The 14,576-nt window shown below is 66.0% G+C and carries 13 protein-coding genes; all 13 read right to left on the bottom strand.

The window, feature by feature from the left end; translation table 11 throughout:
* Positions 1-10: 10 nt before the first annotated feature.
* Positions 11-2,335: a T9SS type A sorting domain-containing protein gene (locus GF405_05620; GenBank protein ID MBD3367635.1), complete on the bottom strand. Its 2,325-nt coding sequence runs from the start codon at positions 2,333-2,335 to the stop codon at positions 11-13.
* A 93-nt stretch (positions 2,336-2,428) separates the two neighbouring features.
* Positions 2,429-4,447 (bottom strand): T9SS type A sorting domain-containing protein, encoded by a 2,019-nt coding sequence (locus GF405_05615; protein MBD3367634.1) that lies wholly within the window; start codon positions 4,445-4,447, stop codon positions 2,429-2,431.
* A 116-nt stretch (positions 4,448-4,563) separates the two neighbouring features.
* Positions 4,564-5,922, bottom strand: coding sequence for a hypothetical protein (locus tag GF405_05610; GenBank protein MBD3367633.1), 1,359 nt, complete (start codon positions 5,920-5,922; stop codon positions 4,564-4,566).
* An 8-nt stretch (positions 5,923-5,930) separates the two neighbouring features.
* A complete protein-coding gene (locus tag GF405_05605; GenBank protein ID MBD3367632.1) occupies positions 5,931-7,400 on the bottom strand; it encodes a hypothetical protein in 1,470 nt (489 codons plus the stop codon).
* Positions 7,393-8,118, bottom strand: a complete 726-nt coding sequence (locus tag GF405_05600) for a redoxin domain-containing protein (GenBank protein MBD3367631.1) — start codon at positions 8,116-8,118, stop codon at positions 7,393-7,395. Before GF405_05600 ends, GF405_05605 begins: the two co-directional genes overlap by 8 nt.
* Positions 8,119-8,149: 31 nt before the next feature.
* Positions 8,150-8,824, bottom strand: a complete 675-nt coding sequence (locus GF405_05595; protein MBD3367630.1) for a deoxynucleoside kinase — start codon at positions 8,822-8,824, stop codon at positions 8,150-8,152.
* A 125-nt stretch (positions 8,825-8,949) separates the two neighbouring features.
* Positions 8,950-9,342, bottom strand: a complete 393-nt coding sequence (locus tag GF405_05590; protein MBD3367629.1) for a L,D-transpeptidase family protein — start codon at positions 9,340-9,342, stop codon at positions 8,950-8,952.
* A 185-nt stretch (positions 9,343-9,527) separates the two neighbouring features.
* A complete protein-coding gene (locus tag GF405_05585; GenBank protein ID MBD3367628.1) occupies positions 9,528-10,127 on the bottom strand; it encodes a redoxin domain-containing protein in 600 nt (199 codons plus the stop codon).
* Between the two features lie 23 nt (positions 10,128-10,150).
* Positions 10,151-10,483 (bottom strand): thioredoxin, encoded by a 333-nt coding sequence (gene trxA, locus GF405_05580; protein MBD3367627.1) that lies wholly within the window; start codon positions 10,481-10,483, stop codon positions 10,151-10,153.
* A 45-nt stretch (positions 10,484-10,528) separates the two neighbouring features.
* On the bottom strand, positions 10,529-11,059 hold the full coding sequence (locus GF405_05575; protein MBD3367626.1) for a metalloregulator ArsR/SmtB family transcription factor: 531 nt from the start codon (positions 11,057-11,059) through the stop codon (positions 10,529-10,531).
* Positions 11,060-11,062: 3 nt separating this feature from the next.
* On the bottom strand, positions 11,063-11,605 hold the full coding sequence (locus GF405_05570; GenBank protein MBD3367625.1) for a DUF2914 domain-containing protein: 543 nt from the start codon (positions 11,603-11,605) through the stop codon (positions 11,063-11,065).
* 270 nt (positions 11,606-11,875) lie between these two features.
* Entirely contained in the window at positions 11,876-12,514 is a 639-nt protein-coding gene (gene cysE / locus GF405_05565) for a serine O-acetyltransferase (GenBank protein ID MBD3367624.1), read from the bottom strand.
* A 150-nt stretch (positions 12,515-12,664) separates the two neighbouring features.
* Entirely contained in the window at positions 12,665-14,341 is a 1,677-nt protein-coding gene (locus GF405_05560) for a glutamine--tRNA ligase/YqeY domain fusion protein (GenBank protein ID MBD3367623.1), read from the bottom strand.
* Between the last annotated feature and the right edge of the window lie 235 nt (positions 14,342-14,576).

Below are 14,576 nucleotides of genomic sequence, written 5' to 3'. Positions count from 1 at the left end.
GTTCCGAAAACTACTTGAGCAGCACGAGCTTCGAGGAGGCCTCCCCCGCGTCGGTCACGAGACGGGCGAAGTAGACGCCGCCGGCGACCGAGCGGCCGCCCTCGTCCGTCCCGTTCCACGTCGCGCTGTGCTCGCCCGCGACCTCGACGGCTCCGTCGACCAGCGTCCGGACGAGCCGCCCCGAGACGTCGTAGATCCCGAGTGTCACGCTTCCGGGCGACGGTACCGAGTAGGTCACGGAGGTCACCGGGTTGAACGGGTTCGGGTAGTTGGCCACGCGCGGGGCCCGGACGATCTCCTCATCGATGCCCGAGAGCGTCTGGTCGCCGAAGACCTGGACGTCGTCGACGTACCATCCGTCGTCCGTGATCCAGCCGTCCGAGTCCAGCGTGAACCTGACGAGGAACTGACTCGTCCCCGCCCAGGAAGAGACGTCGATCTCTTCCTCGACCCAGTCGTTCTGCAGGCCGTCGTACGAACCGACCTGCGTCCAGCTCGAACCGCCGTCCGAACTCACCTCCACGTAGCAGATGTCGTATCCGGCCTCGGTGTCGTACCGGTGCCAGAAGACGAGCGCCGCCTCGGCATGACCGGTCAGATCGACCGGGCTGGCCAGTGTGGTCACGGTGTAGTCGTTGTTGCCGTACTGGCCGCCCGGGCTGTCGGTCATCGAGTGGGTCGGACTCATGGCCTCGGAGGTGGTCGTCGCCCACGAGCCGTTCCAGCCCGAAAGCCCGCTCTCGAAGTCGTCGTAGAAGACCGGCGCGACGAGCGCGAAGCTCTCCGTCGAGGTCGTGTTGTCGACAACCTCGACGCCGGTCCGCTCCTCGGTCCTGAAGCCCGGAGCGCTCGCCCGGACCGTGTGCGTGCCTGCCGGGATGTAGGGGATCTCGTAGTACCCGGTCGCCGGGTCCGACGAGGCCGAGTAGCCCGTCAGGTCGGTGACCTCGACGGTCGCCTCGATCGGGTTCATGAGCTCGTCGGTGACGTAGCCCGCGACCGTGCCGCGGGGCGGAGGCTCCATGGCGAAGTTGACGACGACGAACGTGTCGAGGTTCGCCGAGACGTTGTAGACCGTCTCGGTGGGGTATCCCTCGACCTCACAGACAACCGTGTAGGTACCCGACTCGACCATGCGGTGGTAGTCGCCGACGTCCGGGTCCGTGTAGACGTCCTTTCCGATCTCGGGGATCGAGATCGTCGCATACAGCGGCTCGCCGGTCTCGCCGTCTGTCACAAGCCCCCGGATGCCCTTCCCCGACTTCCGCGCCTGATAGAGCATCGCCGGGATGTTGTCCGACACGATCGGATCGATCGAAGACTGGGGCGGGTCCTTGGTCGTCGAGACCTCGATGGTCGTGTCGATCTCACCGCGCTGGTCGTAGCACCAGTCCTGACAGCTCCCGTGGACGATGTACCAGTCGGCGCCGTTCGTCACAGGGAGGCCCGTGTACGAGCTGTAGCCCTCGGAGAGCGTGATGAGCATCGCCTCATCGGGCGTGGCCGAATACGTGTAGTCCCACAGGTAGTTGACGTAGACCGCGCCCGAGTGGAACGTGAGCGACGTCACGGGGTTCATCCGCTCGTTGAACGCCTCGAGCGCCTGGTGCTCGGGCTGGGCCATGGCCGAGCCGGCGTTGCAGCCGCACGGACAGAGGTAGCCCCTGTTGAGGTCCTCGCCGTTCCCGTTGTATCGGGAGCCGCTCGTGTGGCCGTCGGGGTTGAACATCGGGATGATCCAGATCTCGCGTTCGTCGACGAGCCACGTGACCTGGGGGTCTGTACCGTAGTTCTCGAGAAGGTGGTCGATCATGTAGTAGCACACTTCGACACTGATCGTCTCGTCGCCGTGGTGCGCCCCGATCCACTGGATCTCCGGCTCGAACTCCTCGATGGCCGGGTTGTCGGTGATCTTCATCGCCCAGAGCTCGCGGCCGAGGACGCTCTGACCGATGGAGACGAGCTCGGTGATGTTCGGATAGGCCGAAGCCCACGCCGCCATGTCGTTCGTCAGCTCGGTGTAGCTGTGGTACTCCCCACGGTCCTCGAGACGCAGCGAGGCCACGCCGTCGATCATGCGCTCCATGACGATGCGCGGGATGTAGCCGTTGGCTCGCAGCACGTCGATCTCCGAGGGCACGGCGGCGATCTCGGCAACGCCGTCCCGCACGTTCATGATGTCCATGCCGAGCTCGTTGAGATGGTGGATCTCCGCCCTTGAATGGACGTCGATCTCGACGACAGCCGCATCGTCCCTCGGATAGGCGGCGGCCTGAAGCGTGACGGCGAGGATCGCTGCGAGCACAAGGCTCAGGAGTCGCGAATCGTGTCGCATCGAACGTGCCCTTTCAGCTGTGCGTCCCCCCGGAAGGCACCCGGGCGCCCGTCGTTTCAGGGCGCCCGGGATGCAGTGTGCTCCGAAGCGGCGCTACTTGAGAAGCGTCATCTTCCCGGTCTTCGTCTCCCGTCCGGCCGTCAGTCTGGTGAAGTAGATGCCGGAGGAGCAGCTCTTCCCGTTCCCGTCCGTGCCGTCCCAGATGACCCTGTGCGGTCCGGCCTCGAGCTCGCCGTCGACGAGCGTCCGGACCAGTCTTCCGGCCACATTGTAGACCTCGAGCTCAACGCGCTCCGCGCTCGCGGGCACCGAGAACTCGATGGTCGTCACCGGGTTGAAGGGGTTCGGGTAGTTCTGGCCGAGCGACAGCCTCTGCACGCCCGGGATCACATCGTCGACACCCGTCATCTGGAACCAGGTGAGGATGCGGTCGATGAGCGTCATCTGGTTGTCGGGGTCGGCCGTCGTCGTCTTCACGAGTTCGAAGGGGAACGAGGTGAAGACGGCCTTGTAGCCGTCATCGACCTTGAGTCCGCGCACGCCGTTGGAGGCGTAGAAGATCGAATCCGCCGGCGAGGAGATGACGAACTTGTCGGTCGCGCCCGGGGCGAAGTCCCCGCCCAGAAGCCCGAGCGACATGCCGTCGGAGATGATGTCGCCGCTCACGCCCGTCATCACGAAGCCGCCGGCATCGTCCGTCCACGAGCTGACATTCAGGTAGTCGGTGATGAAGGTGTTCGTTGCGGCGCGCGACGACAGGTAGTTCATGCTGGCGAGGAACAGGTTGCCGCCGTCGTCGAGGAAGCTCATGAGATCCGACTCGTCGTCTGCCGTGATGTCGGTGGCGTCGCCGTTGCCGGTCGTCCACAGGACGGCCCAGTACGACGCCAGCCGGTCCGCACCCGGGCGCCCAAGTGTGTGGGCGTCCCACAGGTGTCCGGCGTATCCGACGCTGTCGAGAGCGGACTTCATGTACGTCCCGTATGTGTCGTCGCCGTCGTCCTCGACGACCAGGATGGAAGGCATGCCGACGAAGGTCGCGTAGTACTCCTCCTCGAGCGCCGTCGTGTCGCCGGCGCTGGTGCCGAAGAGGCGAGTGACCGCCATGCCGGGGACCGATCCATTGTAGTCGTCCATGTGCACGTCGAGCGTCTCGAACTCTCCAGGCGCCAGAACGAAGTCATGCTCGCCGAAGTAGCACAGACCTTCCTCGTCGCAGTAGGTCGCGAACCAATCGAACGAGGAGACGCCGTCGGGGATCTCGACGTTCTCGATGTTGACCGTGATGGTGTCGGTCACCGTTCCTGTGTTCCTGAGAACGGTCGTGAAGACGCTGCCGCCCATCAGCGGCACCTCGGCCGCGTAGACCTCCGTCTCGAAGTCGAACTGATAGGGGTTCGTCATGAGTCCGGCGTTGACGATCTGCTTGACCGTCGTCCGCTCGACGAAGACGACGAGCTCCATGTTCGTGTGGTCCCAGGTCGGATCGATGGTGAAGTTCCTGTTGACCACCACGGAGTCGCCGGGCGAGGAGAGCGAGAGACTCTCGACCGGCAGGTAATCACGGGCCGTGAAGTCGTAGTCCTTCCCGCCGTAGCTCATCCCGTTCTCGATGAGGACGAACTGCGCCCTGAGATCGGTGTGGGAGATCGACTCGGTCGCCTTGATGGTGGCGTCGACCCAGCCGGCCGACGACCCGATGATGCCGACGGCCTCGATCGTCAGCGGAGCCGAGACGCCCAGACGGCTGTTGACGATCGGCCGGAAGGCGTCGGCCGTCGCCTCGGGCGACCCGTACGAGCCGACAACGTCGGTGACCCCGTCGAACTCGACGTGCGGGACGCCGCCGACGCTGTACCAGCTGGCGCGGCTCTCGGACTCGGACGTGCGCCACGGGTCGGCGCCGCCCACGTGATTGTAAATGGCCAGGAACTGGTCGTCCCTGAACTCGCCCCTGAGGATCTGAAGGGCGCCTGACGAGTCGGGGCAGTATCCGCACCACGTCCCGCCGAACATCTCGGCGAGGACGACGCGGTCTGCCGCGACCCCGTTCACTGAGACTCCCACCAGTACGGCGCAGAGCACTGCCACGATCGCCGTTCGCTTCATCATGCTGCTCTCCTTTCGCGGCGATTTCACTCCTACTGTCTGAGGCCCCTGTCGCCGTGCGCTCTGTGGAGACAGTGTTCCTTCTTCCCTTTGCTGACTCTCTTCGGTCGTCGTCGTATCTACATGCCGGTCGCGAGTCGCCCGGCCTGTATGACCTCCTGCGTCGTGTCGTCCTGGACGAACGCGATCACATCGATATGGTCCATGTTCCAGCCGGGGCCCACGTCGAACGACCTGGTCACCACGGCCGAATCACCCACTGCGGTCATCGTCAGAGGCTCGTCCGGGAGAAGGTCACGGGCGACGAAGTCGAACACCCGCCCCTGCGATTGCACCTCGTCCTCGACGACCACGGTCCGGAGCACCAGGTCGCCGGCGCCGGGGTCGTCGTGCGCGCGCACCCGGACCGTCACGCTCGCCCGCGCTCCGTCCAGCGACCCGCTCAGGTCGACCGACAGAGCGGACGGGACCTTCCGGCTGACCTCGATCTCCGTACGGTAGTCCTCGGCGGCAGCCTCCGGACTCAACGCGCCCGGGACCGGCCGCGAGAAGTCCCCGTCGAAGAGGGCCAGCGGATGCAGGTCCTCGAACCCGTGGATGTCGGTGTACCAGTCGATCCTGTCCATCATCTCCTGCGTGGCCAGCACGTCCGGCCCGATCGGAGGCCCCAGGTCGTGGTAGGCCACGACGCAGAGGCTGTCGGATCCGTACTCGCTGAGCATCATGTGGAGCCCTTCCTCGGCGTTCGGGCAGTTCGCGCACGAGTGCGTCGTGAAGAGCTCGACCAGCACGATCCGCGGAACCGGCTCCCCGGCCGCCGTGGCGGTGAACGAGCAGGTCGCGGGCGTACCGTCGGCGTCGCCGTCGTCATCGACGGCCGCGACGCTGAAGGTATGTCCGCCCTCCGTGACGTCCGATACGACGAGCGTCGTGTCGGTCGTCGTCGTCTCGTCCGATCCGTCCAGCGTCCAACGGTACGAGACGACCGTTCCGTCCAGATCGCTGCCGGACCAACGGAGCGTCACGTCGTCTCCGACCGACACCGTTCCTGGACACGTGATCATCTCGGTCTCGGGCGGGAGGTTCTCCTCCTCGTCGATCGCGACGAACGAGCAGACCGCGGGCGACGGGTCGGTGTCGCCGTCGTCGTCGACCGCCGCGACCTCGAACGTGTGGGCCCCCGCATCCACGGAGTCGAAGACGGCAGTCGTCTCCGTCGTGTATCCGTCGATCGTGTCGTCGAACGCCCACGCGTAGGCGACCACGCTGCCGTCGACGTCGGTCCCAGTCCACGACAGCGTGACCGAGGTCCCGGCGTCGACCTGGGACGGACAGGTCGTCATTGACGTCTCGGGCGTGAGGTTCGGCTCGATCGGATCGTCGAACCAGTCGCAGCCGCCGCCGAGTGCTGTGCCGACGGCCGCGAGCGCCGCGACCGCGAGGGCCCGTCTGAGAGTTGTCCGGAGCGTGTTCGGCACGACCCCTCCTAGAAGAACCCGGTCAGTCTGACCCGAACGCCCTCGAACTCCGGCTCGTTGTAGCAGATCCCGCCGGTGCACTTCTTTCCGCCCCTCTCGGTTCCCATCATGAAGGACGCCTCGATGTCCCTGACGATCTGCCGCCGCACCTCGAAGGAGGTCCACACGGTACGCTCGCTCGTCTCGTCGTCGGTCGTCTCGGCCAGGACGCTGAACGTCATCCCGTCACCGGGATAGGTCGTGAAGGAGAACAGGTAATCAGTGTGCTCGCTCCCGTAGAACTCCTCGGTCAGTTGTCCTTCGACGACCAGCTCCACGGGCTGCCCCGACGCCGGCACGAGCACCAGCTCGGCCGCGCCCGACATGTGCTCCGTGAAGTCGTTATACTCGTTTCCCAGGTACTCCCTTGACCACGAGCCAGCGAACGAGCCGTAGATGCTGCCGGAGAACGCGTGGTCGACGTGCCCGAAGATCTCCCAGTGACTCAGGTCGCCGTCCTGGCTGCGCGCCTCGGAGGCCCCGCCCGTCACGTAGAGCGCGTCCCCGACCGGAGCGCTGATCTCGCCGAGAAACCCGCGTTCGTCCTCGAGGTCGATCTCGTAGGTCACGCGGTTCATCAGCGTCCAGAGGTGCTCCCGCACGCAGGTCGGCGGGTTGATCAGATAGTGGCCGAGCTCGGAGTAGTCCTTGTACTCGCCGAAGAGCGTCGCCCACGGCAGGTTGACGGTGGTCGCGAGATACGTCCCGTGTCCCTCGACGTCACCGGTCTCCGCGTATGGGTTCTCGCCCGAGCGGCCGACGTACTCGGCCGCGAACGACACGGGACCAAGCCATGCCGATGTCTCGACTCCCAGCGTCCGGTCCTCGAAATGGGCGACCTCGTCGGGCAGTTCCTGCTCGTCATCCTGAAGCTCCGACGACCTGCCGACCGCGCTGGCCGCGATGTCGAGCTTCCCGGCCACGTTCGTGCTGAGCCTCAGACCCCTGACGACGTGCTCGCGAACGCGCGAGGCCGTCACCGTCTCCTCGGTCGTCCCGGCGAGCCCCTGGAACGAGAAGCTGCCCCGGTCCATCTCGACGAGCGCGCCGTCGAGCGAGGTGTCGTGCTCCAGCTCGACCTCCTCGTAGCTCCGGAGCGTCAGTCCGTTCCCGAACGTGGCGAAGAAGTCGCCCGCGCGCACGCTGAACGAGTCCTTCGTGAACTCGGCGAAGCGCTGGCGGAACTCGGAACCCGGCACGTCGAGCGCGCCGGGATACGCCTCGTCGCTCGGCTCATAGAAGCGATGGACGAAGCCCAGACGGACCGGTCCGGTCTCGAGGTCGAGCTCGACCCTGGCATCGAAGAGCGACGCCTCCGCCTCGGTGTGATAGCCGTACTCGGAGGTGACGACGCCCGTCGCGTAGATCTCGTCGGCCGGGACGGCCCGCGGCAGAGCCAGCGCGAGCGCCGCGGCGAGAATCGTGGCGTATCTACTCACCGGCATCCTCCGCCGTCTCGGCCGTTTCATCCTCCGGCTCCTCGCAGCCCTCCGGGAAAAGCTCCTCGAGCGCCTCCTCCATCTTCCTGTGGTGCGACGGCCGGTAGCCCGTGTAGGCGAAGATCTCCCGGCCGTTCTGTCCGACCAGGACCGTCCGCGGTACAGAGGTCACGTGGTACTTCCGCGCCACCTTCTGTCCGGGATCGAGCACCACGTCGAAGGTGAACCCCTTCGACTTTATGAACGAAGGGACCTTCGAGCTCGAACGAGGACCGTCGATCGAGACTGCGACGACCCTCAGACCGCAGTGTGTGTAGTTGTCAAGGATCGACTGAAGCTCCGGGAAGGCCTTGATGCACGGCTTGCACCACGTGGCCCAGAAGTCCACGATGACCGGGCCTTCCTCAAGAAGCTCCGAAAGCTGTAGATCCTCCCCGGTGATGCTGGGGAGTGTGAAGTCTGGTGCCACGCGGTCGTCGGAATACGATACAGACGTCCACGCGAACACGAGACCAAGCGCCAGAACCGTCGCAAGGACGGCGCGTCTCCTGCTCTTCATGGGCCCCCCTGTTCTCACGCTCATTATACCACCACGATGCCCAAACGTCAAGAATATGCCGTACTTACGGCGTGCGGCCGCGCGAACCTCGTTCGCCGGGATACGGTTCTCCCGGCCCGCCCGTGCGGCGAGCGCACAGGGGAACAGGACGTTGCTCATGTGCGTGGGATTCGGACCCGGGACCGCGACTTCAGGCAGCCACGACCCGTTCCCGCACGTCCTCGGCCTGAGATCCCCCCGAGGCCACCCCCAGTCTGCCCACGATCTCTTCCAGGACGTCCCTGATGGCCTGCTCGTCAGTCACCAGATCGAGCCCGTCGGTCTCGATGGCCAGCACACTCGTCTGACTGCCGGCCCTCTCGGACCATGCCTCGTACGCATCGTTGAGCTCCGCCAGGTAGTCCGGCGAGATCTCGCGCTCGCAGTCCCGCCCCCTCGAGCAGATCCTGTCGACGAGCGTGCCGACATCCGCTCTGAGGTAGACGACGAGATCGGGCGCGCGCAGGAAGCTCGTCATGGCGTCGAAGAGGGCCCGGTAGTTCGAATAGTCGCGATCCGACATCAGTCCCCGTCGGTGCAGCGTCTCGGCGAAGATCTCCTTGTCCTCGTAGATCGTCCGGTCCTGGATGCACGGGCCGGGCGTCCTGAGCATCGCGCGATGGATCTCGAAACGCTGGGAAAGGAAGTAGACCTGCAGGTGGAACGACCACCGCCTCATGTCGGCGTAGAAGTCGTCGAGATACGGGTTATCGATGACCGGCTCGTAGTACGCGCGCCAGCCCAGATGGTTAGCCAGGAGCGTGGTGAGGTGGGTCTTCCCCACGCCGATGTTGCCGGCGACGGCGACGAACTGGCCCGTCGACATCGAAGCTCCAGGATCTCGTTGTGGTCGTGAATGGGCCGGCGCGGCGCGCCGACCGAGGCAGTGCGAATCGTACCCGCCGCCACATGGTCGTGTCAACCTGTTTGCTGTGGGGCGGTCCACTCCCGCTAAGGGACAATGCGCACGATCGTCCCGATCTCGACGAGCTCGACGAGGCGGGCGAGCCCTTCGTCCGACATGCGGATACAGCCGCGCGACGCGGGGGTCCCGAGGCGCTCCGGTTCGTCGGTGCCGTGGATGCCGATGCCCTCCCAGGGGGGACACAAGAGCCGGAGGAAGTACCGCCCGTACGACCGCCGGCCCTCATGCTCCCACTCACTGGAGTCCTCGATCGAGACGATCGGGAACTCGCCCTCGGGCGTCCTGCAGTCTCCCACCTCGAGCTTGTCCGCGAGGTCGGGGTTCGAGCCGATGCTCACGCTGAAGCGTTCCACCCCACCCGGCCCTTCGATCGTCAGCTCGCCGGCGGACTTGCGCACCGTGACGCGCGAACCGCTCACAGGCCGCTCTCCTCATCGTTCCCCTCAGCCTCCGACTCGGCCCGCTCCGCGGGCCCGCACGACGGGCTGAGTCACGTCGACACGCCCAGCCGGGGCAGCACGACGAGCTGCAGGATGATCCACAGCGCGACGAAGCCCAGCGGGACGAGGATGCCGCTCCACTTCACACGGACCCCCCAGGTCTCCTATGCCTCAACAGGCTTGAGCAGCCCCTCGACCATCTCGCGCATCTCCGCCTTCATCGATGGATGGAAACCGACGTGGCGCGCCGCGATCCTGCCGTCCCGACCGATGATGTACGTTGTCGGGATGCTCGAGGCCCTGTAGGTCCTCGATATCTCACGTCCGCCGACGAGGATCGGATAGGAGATGTCATGCTTCTCCGCGAACGGCCGAAGCACATCCGCTCCGCCCTGGTCGAGTCCGATTCCGATCACGACGAGCCCGTCGTTCCTGTGCTCCTCGTAGAGCTCAATAAGGAACGGGATCTCCTCGCGGCACGGCGGGCACCACGTCGCCCAGAGGTCGATGATCACGACGTCGCCCTCGTAGTCGGCCAGGGTCACGGTGTTGTCGTCGAGATCGGGAAGCTCGAACTCGGGCGGGAACTGTCCGACTGCCGTTCCGGTCACATCGTCGTTCTCTCCGGTCCCGGGCGTTGCCGGCTCCCGGCTCGTCTCCTCGGTCCCGGGCGTCTCCTCCGTCGTGCCGCACCCGGCCATCGGCAGACTGAACGCCGCGACGGCCACGAGCATCGCGGCAACGAGCAACGTGCTTCGTCTCATCCGGTCACTCCTTCCTCGGGAATCTACTCGAGCAGCGCGTCGATCTTCTCCTGGATCTTCTCCTTCATGGCCGCTCCGACCATCATGTCCTTCTGTTCGCCGTCCTTGAAGAAGATCATCGTGGGGATTCCGCGGATGCCGAACCGCTGAGCGAGCCCCGGATTGTCGTCGACGTTGATCTTGACGACCTTGACCTTCCCCTCGTTCTCGCCGGCGACCTCCTCAAGGATCGGGCCGACGATGCGGCACGGACCACACCACGGAGCCCAGAAGTCGGCCAGCACCAGCGTGTCCGACTTCGTGACCTCGTTCTCGAATGTCGCCTCTGTCACGTTCACGGCGTTCGTCGAATCCATGTGCCTCTCCCTTCCCCCACTCGGGGTTCTCCTCTCACGCAGCACTCACTCCTCATTGACCACGGCATCGACCGCGTCGGCTGCGCCCGTGTTTCTGAGTCGGTAGCAGACCAGATGCCCCCGCCGCTCCGACTCGATGACACCGGCGTACTTCAACCGCGCCAGGTGTTGTGACACGGACGGCTGCGGCACGCCGAGGATCTCCTCGATCCTCTTGACGCAGAGTTCGCCTTCACCGAGCAGTCGCACGATCTCGACGCGCACAGGATGCGCCAGCGCCCGCAGAACCTCGGCCGCTCGCTCCGTCCGCTCCGGATCGTCCGGCTGACGCCGCTCACCCGCCGCCCGCTTCGAGCCGGCCACCTTAGAACCTCCAGTGTCTCGTTGAGTATGCAAAACTAAGAATATTATAGAATCTGAATATATGCATGTCAAGTCAGAAGTGGATGGGCGGCTTCGTGCCCGGCCGACGCCTGACGACGGGGAGCCGAGCGGCCCGGGCACGACACAGAAACGCCCGGCGTCCCCAGGAACGCCGGGCGCGTCAGCACCGTACGAGGCGGCTCGCACGGGCAGGCGCTACTCGATCGAGAAGTCGAGCCGCTCAAGCACGTCTCCCCCGCGGTCCGTTATATCGACACGCCAGTCGCCGCGCCACGCCTCGATGATGCGCTTCGAGCTCCAGGTCCTCCAACGGGGGCCCCTGACCTCGAGCGGCACACGGGCCATCTCCCTGTCGCCCCAGTACCAGACGTGCAGAACGGTGTCGGTCGCCGTCGCGGCGATCTCGCTGAAGCAGCAGAGCCTCAGAAGCCCGTCGTCCGGCGAGAGGAAGCTCCGGCCCGCCTCGGCCGGCTCGCTCTCCTCGATACCCTTGCAGACGTACGCTCGGAGCACGCGGAGCCCGGCGCCGGCCGGGGCGTCGTCGGGCGCCGGTTCCGCCCCCTCTCCCGCGTCCGCCGACACGCTGTCCGACGGCGCGGGAACGGTCGCCGTGTCGGCGCGCGCCTCCCGGCCGACCTCGGCCGTGTCCGGCGGTTCGGGTGTCGCGCCATCGGTCTGCGCACCGGCCGCGACGGCTGCCGCGAGAATGAGTCCCGTGATGAGCGATGCCCACCTCATGCTGCCCCCCCGAGTACGAGAACGGACCGCCGTGCAAGCGGCGAGTATGAATGGGGTGAAGGTCCAGTGACGCTTAACGACCGGCAGTCGCTCCGGTCGGTATCGGACGATCCCGCGGCGCGAGCAGGCCCCCGGCGACCGGGGCGGGCGTGATGGCGTGTCGCCCTCGCGCGGCGTGCATGCCATGAAGTGGCTTCGGCGATCCGGAGGGGCGCCTGTGGAAACCGTTTCCGGACACAGAGCAGAGCCTAGTGCGTGATCCACGAACTGTCAAGAGGACTGACCGTCGTCCAGCCGGATCTCCAACTCCTGCAGCCGCCGCTCGAGCTCGTTCATCTTCTGCTGAACCGGGTCGGGCATCTCTGCGTGATCGAGGGGGTGCTGCGCGACGCGCTCACCCTTGTGACGGACCACGCGCGCGGGGACGCCGACGACCGTGCAGTGGTCCGGGACGTCCTTGACGACGACCGATCCGGCCCCGATCCGGACGTCGCGGCCGACCGCTATGTTCCCGAGAACAGAGGCCCCGGCCCCGACGACGACGTTATCGTGCAGCGTTGGATGCCGCTTTCCGGTCTCCTTCCCGGAACCGCCCAGCGTGACGCCCTGGTAGAGCGTGACGCTGTCGCCGATCACCGTCGTCTCGCCGATGACGACCGCCATCCCGTGGTCGATGAAGAAGCCGCGACCGATCTCCGCCCCCGGGTGGATCTCGATACCTGTCAGCCACCGGGCGAACTGGGAGACCGCGCGGGCACAGAGGCACAGTCTCCACCGCCACAGCGCGTGAGCCGCGCGGTGCAGCAGGACCGCATGGAAGCCCGGATACGAGAGGACGACCTCGATCAGACCCGACAGGCCGCGCGCCGCCGGGTCCCTGTCACGGGCCGCTCGGATGAGATCGCGCATGGACTCTCCCGTCGCCTGTGAACACGCCAGCCGGCGGCGGAAAAAGGCAAGATTCGTGCCACTGGAACATGCAGGCGGGACCGCACGGGCGCAGGCTTCCGTCCCGTGGCGGGTCTCCCGGGATCGGAAGACGCAGCGCACCGGCGCGGATCAGCTCTTCTTCCGCGCCCTGACGATCTTCGCCCATGTGTCTCGGAGCGCAACGGAGCGGTTGAAGACGAACCCGCCCTGATCGTCCCGTGTGAAGTACCCCAGTCGGAGAAACTGGTAGGGAACGCCCGGGACGGCGTCCCCGAGCGACGGCTCGACGCGGGCGCAGCTTCTGACGACGAGCGACTCGGGGTTCACGAGCTCAGTGACGTCGACGTCCGTCCCGTCCTCGGGCTCGACCAGCAGGTGGTCGTAGAGCCTGACCTCCGCCTCGAGCGAGTGCTGCTCGCTGACCCAGTGCAGCGTCCCGCGCACGCGTCGCCCGTCGGGCGCGTCACCGCCTCTCGACTCGGGATCGTACGTGCAGTGGATCTCCTCGATGCAGCCCTCCCCGTTCCTGACGACATCCGTGCAGGTAACGAGATAGGCATGCTTCAAACGCACCTCGCGTCCTGGCGCGAGCCTGAAGAACTTCTTCGGAGGGTCCTCCATGAAGTCGCGTCGCTCGATGAGCACCGTCCCGGAGAAAGGCAGCATCCGTGTGCCGGCCGCGGAGTCCTCCGGGTTGTTGACGGCCTCGACCTCCTCGGTCCGTCCCTCGGGGTAGTTGTCGATCACCACACGGACAGGGTCGAGCACGGCCATCACCCGGTTCGCTTGCCTGTTGAGGTCGTCTCTGAGACAGTGTTCGAGAAGCTCTATCTCTATGGTCGTCGGCGTCTTCGCGACCCCCACGCGGTCCAGGAACTCACGAATCGCTTCCGGCGTATAGCCTCTCCTCCTGAGTCCCGCGATGGTCGGCATGCGCGGGTCGTCCCACCCCTCGACGTAGCCCTGCTCGACCAGCTTCCGCAGTCGCCGCTTGGAGAGGACCGTCTTCGTGAGATTGAGGCGGGCAAACTCGGTCTGCCTCGGATGGTGCACGCCGAGCTGGTCGAGATACCAGTCGTAGAGCGGCCTGTGGCTCTCGAACTCGATGGAGCAGTTCGAGTGGGTGATCCCCTCGATGGAGTCCGAGAGCGGATGGGCGAAGTCGTACATCGGGTAGATGGCCCACTCGTCGCCGGTCCTGTGATGCGCCACGTGGAGAATGCGGTAGATGACAGGATCGCGAAGGAGCATGTTCGGCGACGTCATATCGATGCGCGCCCGGAGTGTGCGCGAACCGTCATCGAACTCACCGTTCTTCATCCGTTCGAGAAGGTCGAGGTTCTCATCGACGCTCCGGTCACGGTAGGGGCTGGGACGCCCGGGTTCGTGGATCGTTCCGCGGTACTCGGCTGTCTCCTCGGGCGTCAGATCACAGACGTATGCCTTGCCCAGCCTGATGAGCTCGCGTGCGTACTCGTAGAGCTGCCCGAAGTAGTCGGACGCGAAGTAGAGCCTGTCCTCCCAGTCGAACCCCAACCACCGGACGTCGGCCTGTATCGACTCGACGAACTCCTCCTCCTCCGCCATGGGGTTCGTGTCGTCGAAGCGCAGGTTGAAGAGGCCGCCGTACTCCTCGGCGATCGAGTAGTTCAGGTTGATGGCCTTCGCGTGCCCGATGTGCAGATAGCCGTTCGGCTCGGGAGGGAAACGCGTGTGGACGCGGCCGTCGTAGCGGCCGGTCCGATTGTCCTCCTCGACTATGGCCCGCACGAAATCGAGCGGCTTCTCCGCTGTGTTCTCTGGCATACGCCGGTCCCCTCTGTCGTCGCCGCCGTGCCCTGATGACGGCCAGCTCGTGGAAGGTCCGTCGCAAGCATTGTACGACGCTCCGGCGCCCCAGGCAAGGCGCCCCGTCTTGACACGCCGTCCCAGGCGGTGCTACGATGCTCCCCACGAGCGCGGCCCTGCCCGGGGCCGCGTTCCCGACTGCGCCGCGCCGGTTGAACGGAACGGTGCTCGACAGCCACGGCGACCATGAGCG

Origin of the sequence: Candidatus Effluviviaceae Genus V sp. (assembly GCA_014728125.1) — a bacterium.
Classification (GTDB): Bacteria; Joyebacterota; Joyebacteria; order Joyebacterales; family Joyebacteraceae; genus WJMD01.
This window is presented reverse-complemented; position numbering and strand designations above follow the sequence as displayed.

Excerpts from the sequence above, each read along its gene's own strand:
- GF405_05620 (MBD3367635.1), bottom strand. The coding sequence starts at position 2,335 with ATGCGACACGATTCGCGACTCCTGAGCCTTGTGCTCGCAGCGATCCTC.
- GF405_05615 (MBD3367634.1), bottom strand. The coding sequence starts at position 4,447 with ATGATGAAGCGAACGGCGATCGTGGCAGTGCTCTGCGCCGTACTGGTG.
- GF405_05600 (MBD3367631.1), bottom strand. The coding sequence starts at position 8,118 with ATGAGCAACGTCCTGTTCCCCTGTGCGCTCGCCGCACGGGCGGGCCGG.
- GF405_05595 (MBD3367630.1), bottom strand. The coding sequence starts at position 8,824 with ATGTCGACGGGCCAGTTCGTCGCCGTCGCCGGCAACATCGGCGTGGGG.
- GF405_05585 (MBD3367628.1), bottom strand. The coding sequence starts at position 10,127 with ATGAGACGAAGCACGTTGCTCGTTGCCGCGATGCTCGTGGCCGTCGCG.
- trxA (MBD3367627.1), bottom strand. The coding sequence starts at position 10,483 with ATGGATTCGACGAACGCCGTGAACGTGACAGAGGCGACATTCGAGAAC.
- GF405_05570 (MBD3367625.1), bottom strand. The coding sequence starts at position 11,605 with ATGAGGTGGGCATCGCTCATCACGGGACTCATTCTCGCGGCAGCCGTC.
- cysE (MBD3367624.1), bottom strand. The coding sequence starts at position 12,514 with ATGCGCGATCTCATCCGAGCGGCCCGTGACAGGGACCCGGCGGCGCGC.
- GF405_05560 (MBD3367623.1), bottom strand. The coding sequence starts at position 14,341 with ATGCCAGAGAACACAGCGGAGAAGCCGCTCGATTTCGTGCGGGCCATA.